General features: G+C 44.2%; 4 protein-coding genes and 1 pseudogene. All 5 read right to left on the bottom strand.

Features of this window, described 5'->3' with window-relative positions:
• Positions 1–233, bottom strand: a pseudogene (locus RMO79_RS12125) (hypothetical protein); the annotation flags it as partial.
• Between the two features lie 335 nt (positions 234–568).
• Positions 569–1,039: a hypothetical protein gene (locus RMO79_RS12120; RefSeq protein ID WP_310483419.1), complete on the bottom strand. Its 471-nt coding sequence runs from the start codon at positions 1,037–1,039 to the stop codon at positions 569–571.
• Positions 1,040–1,315: 276 nt separating this feature from the next.
• Positions 1,316–2,788, bottom strand: a complete 1,473-nt coding sequence (locus tag RMO79_RS12115; protein ID WP_310483418.1) for a CHAT domain-containing protein — start codon at positions 2,786–2,788, stop codon at positions 1,316–1,318.
• A 22-nt stretch (positions 2,789–2,810) separates the two neighbouring features.
• Positions 2,811–3,548: an ATP-binding cassette domain-containing protein gene (locus RMO79_RS12110; RefSeq protein WP_310483417.1), complete on the bottom strand. Its 738-nt coding sequence runs from the start codon at positions 3,546–3,548 to the stop codon at positions 2,811–2,813.
• A gap of 159 nt (positions 3,549–3,707) precedes the next feature.
• The gene (gene dapF, locus RMO79_RS12105; RefSeq protein WP_310483416.1) at positions 3,708–4,553 is read right to left on the bottom strand and encodes a diaminopimelate epimerase; all 846 of its coding nucleotides are present in this window, start codon (positions 4,551–4,553) and stop codon (positions 3,708–3,710) included.
• Positions 4,554–4,621 lie beyond the last annotated feature (68 nt).

The following is a 4,621-nucleotide window of genomic DNA, read 5'->3' as shown; positions in this document are numbered from 1 at the left end:
ATTTGCATCAGCGTTACTGAATTCCGAAACGGTTCGATGACAAGCGATTCACGTACAAACTGAGCCAATAGTCCTAGAGACTCCAGATGGCAAGGATCGATTTGTGGTTGAAAATAAATATCGACATAGCGCACCTCACTAGAGATCTTGTAAGATGATTGTACTGAGCCATAGGGTGACAATAACGAATCTAAAAAGTTTTTTGCAAAATCATCGTGGGGAAATTGACTCATTATGCGATAGCGATCGTGCTAACTAATTAGTTAATTTTATCATCAACTCGATCGCCACCAATGTGGGGATGAACCGATCGATCTTTTTGCTCCAACTACCTCGCTGCTCTAAAATCGGGTAGTTTCGACTTTCTAGCTCAAGAGCCAGACCTTTACAACCTCAGCAACTCTGTTGAATTAGTCAGTTCGATAATACTTTCGGGGAATAAAGTCACAAGAATAATGCAGATAGAGATCTCTATCTGCATCACGATCGCAATTGCTAAAAATCGGGGTGAAATCCGATCGTACCTGCTAGATTTAGTCGATCGAAAGGTTTGAGTTCGCACCAATATCTAGAATCGAAAGCCAGCACCGACGGCGATACCAGTAGTTTGACCGCGATCGGTACTTAAAGGGATAATTAGTGAAGCTTTTAATCGCAGACTATCGCTCAGATCTAAATCTGCGCCACCAACTAGACTAAAAGTAGTCACACTATTGCTACCAGTATTAACATCTACAGAACCACCCACAAAGGGGGTAATTAATAGGGTTGAATCGGTATTTACTAGTGGCAGATCGTAGGTGAGCGCGGTACCAAAATCAGTCCCGTTACTAGGAAAATAAATAAATGGACGTAGCGAGAGATTATCGCTAATTCCAAATTTAGAATCGACACCGATTGATGTTTGTCCGTTACCGAATAAAATCGATGGTCCTACCGAATTTTGCTGGCGAACTAATTGCGCGCTAGCTGGGGAAATGTGCCCCATCGTTGTCATGGAGGATAAAATAGTAACTAATGCAATAATATGTCTTTTCATCTGGAATTTTACGGCTATAGATGGAGCAAGAGTGGTTGATTTCGTGCGGAAGCAACTGCAACTTTTAGCGTTGAAGTTGGATCGATCTCTATATTGCTATTGTATCGAGCCAATTTGGGGCTGATATCCATCTATAGTTAGAGATCTTACTTATTTGAAGTATGACGAAAGTACCGATCGCGCCCTAGAATAGCTGCTGGTAACTGGAAGTATTAAAATCGATCGAATAGCTCCAATATGCGATATTTTTTTATCTAAAACAGCCTTGAATCGCATTTACCAAGGGTTGCCGATCGTCGTAAATGCTGCCCAATAATAAGGATGGGATAAATCTCGATCTTGCGACGACTGTAATTCCGATGGTAGGCTCCCCCGCGTGCGGCGGATCGAACTATTGCTTAACTTTAAATCTCCTTTGAGCATCGCGATTTGGGTACTGCGTAAGGCAGTAGATTTAAGCGGTGCTATTTTCAACTGCTGATAAAAATCCGACATTAGCACCAGCGTACCAACATCATCCACCGACCACAAGCTGGCTAATACTGCCTTCGCTCCAGACTGCACCGCTAACCCAGCAAACCCTAATTCGGCATTCGGCGTACCCAGTGCCGTCCGACAGGCACTCAGCACCAAAAGCTGTACCGCAGGCTTCTCTAACCCCAGCTCGCGAACTTGGTTTAATTGCAAGCGGCGATCCCAAAACTGAATGTAGGAATCCTTTACCGATTTGGCAGAAATATCGGCATGGGTGGCGAAATGTACGATGCCGTAAGCAGCCTGCGATCGAGCCTGTTGAAATTGCTTGAGTGTAAATGCCTCATTTAATAATACTCGTCCCGGCCAAGATCCTGATTGGGTAATTGTTGCCAATTCCACTGGCACCGCAGGTAAATTAGGATTATCGGTAAAAGTAGCAGCACCCATCGCTAATACTTGCAATCCAGGTAATGTCTTCGATCTGCGATCTAATAAGTTAAAGGCGGGAATAATCGCCAAGTTATAGCGTTCTACTAAAAATTGTTGCCCGTCGTGCAATGCAGCTAGTGGTAATCCCCGCAAACCTCCACCCAAGCAAAATAAAATCGTATCAATTTTTCTGGCTTTTAAATCGGCGGTGACGGGTTGAATTAACCAGCGATCGAGTTGTTGTGCTGGCGGTAAATATTCACCACTGGTAGTTTGCGAATTAACCAGCTTAATTCGCAGATTTTTAGCAGCTTCAGGAAGGGTTTTAGAGTTAGCATCTTTGACTATTTTATGGACGGGTGTGCCTTGGGCGGAGACTAAAATCAGATGTAAACCATCGGGGCGCGGCACGGCATAAAGTAAAGCTGACCTGGTTTTGGTGAATTTATCAATCTGTGCTAATTTTTGTTGGATTTCTGGTAATTCAAAATATTGCGATTTTAATTTACCTTCATAATAAGCTTCATATTGAAATTGCCAACCTAATTCTACTTGTCGAATTGCATCGACAAAGTTGTTTCGATCGAGCGATTTTTGTAAATTTTGCCCGTTTAAAGGCTGTGGCTTAGGTCGGGAATCGATCGCGACAATCTTTGTACTAAGGGTGGCTGAAGTGGCGGTTACCGATCGCTCTCCGATTGAGCTAGATGTGGCAATCGCCATCCAACAACAGGCGATCGCCAGAGTACGCTTAATGAATATTTTGAGTTTCATAATAATTTTAAACTTTGTTTTGATGAGTAATAAAGTTGTTAACAGGCTTTGTGGGAAAAATAGTGCCAAAATTATAGAATGGAAGGGCAGCTTATTCCCATTCAGATCTAGATCGATCTTCCGCCGATTGAAGCTGTTGCTGAAGATCTGACCAATTTATCGAAGTACTTACTGTATCTAGTAATAATTTTCCATCTTGTAAATACAGCAACCGATCGCTAAATTTGGCGGCTAGTTCTAATTGATGATTGATGACGATCGTGCCAATTTGTTGCGATTGAGTAATCTCATAGATCGTCTTTAATACTCGCTCGGCGGTGGTAAGATCTAAATTAGCGATCGGTTCGTCGAGTAGTAAAACTTGCGGTTGAGTAATGATGCCTCTGGCGATCGAGACAATTTGCTTTTGTCCTGCAGAAAGTTGTAATTCCGTCCGATCGAACCAATCGTTGGGAATCTCTAATCGATCGGTAATTGTCACGATCCGTTGTTTGATTTCTTCAGGATCTAACGCTCGTAAATGTAATGGGTAAGCTAGCGCATCGCGAACTTTCATTCCCAATAGTTTTGGTTCCTGAGCGACTAACATTACTCGCTGTCGTAAGGTCGTTGGGGGTATCGATCGATAGTTTTCACCATTTAGTAAGATCTGCCCATTTGTCGTCTCGCTGAGACGATTTATCAGCCGGAAGAGCGTACTTTTACCCGCGCCTGTAATCCCTGTCAAGGTAATCGATGCCCCCGCAGCTAGGCTCAAGGAAATATCCGTCAGCAACGGACGGGTAAAATTTGGTGGGGTATAATCGATCGATTCGAGTTGGAGTAGCAAGCTAGTTGTTAGTAATTGGACTACCAAATCGTGGTTAAATCGAGGACGAATCCATGTAAAATATCTTCGCCGCTAAGTTGAATTGGCTCTGCGAGTGTTTCGAGATCGCCATGCCGCACTCATCATATTTTGCCCCAACTCCGGTAAAAAATCTATTTATTATGCCGATGCCGATCCTGTAAATACTAACTCAGCAGGCCCAGTCATGTAAACGCGATTATCTTCGATCGACCATTCAATATACAAACAGCCGCCGGGTAATTCTACCGTACAATTACGATCGGATTTACCCGTCAAAACTCCCGCCACCACAGTCGCACAGGCACCCGTACCGCAGGCGAGGGTAATACCCGCGCCGCGTTCCCAGACGCGCATTCTTAAATAATCGGGGCGAATAACTTGGACGAATTCGGTATTAGTTCTTTGCGGAAAAACAGGGTGACACTCAAATTTTGGCCCGATAGTTGCCAGAGGAATTGCATTAGCATCTTCCACAAAAGTCATGCAGTGCGGATTGCCCATACTCACGCAGGTAACCGTCCAAGATTTGCCATCGACTTCTACCGATCGATCGACTACTTTATCATCTGGCGTACCTAAAGTAGTCGGAATTTCAGCAGCCAGCAAACGGGGTTCGCCCATATCTACCCGCACTTGTCCCTCAGGAAAAATTTCGGGGGTAATAATCCCCGCCAGAGTCTGAATTTTATAAGTAACCGCCAGATCGGTTTTACCTTCTAATGCAGCGATAAATTTTGCCATACACCGAATGCCATTCCCGCACATTTCTGGTTCCGAACCATCGGAATTAAAAATCCGCATTGTATAGTCGGTATCAGCCGTTCCTGGGAGCACAAAAATCACCCCATCCCCACCGATGCCAAAATGTCGATCGCACCACATCATAGCCTCATCTGGCTCGATTGCTGGAGTATCGCTATGACGATTATCGATTAGGATAAAATCGTTGCCTAAACCTTGATATTTGCTAAATGCGATCGACATAGGTTATGAGGATGGGGGAGAGGGGGAGATGGGAGACGGGGAGAGGGACAAACTCACGTTGGCGTTGG

The sequence above is a fragment of the Chamaesiphon sp. VAR_48_metabat_403 genome (assembly GCF_031422475.1).
Lineage (GTDB): Bacteria > Cyanobacteriota > Cyanobacteriia > Cyanobacteriales > Chamaesiphonaceae > Chamaesiphon.
This window is presented reverse-complemented; position numbering and strand designations above follow the sequence as displayed.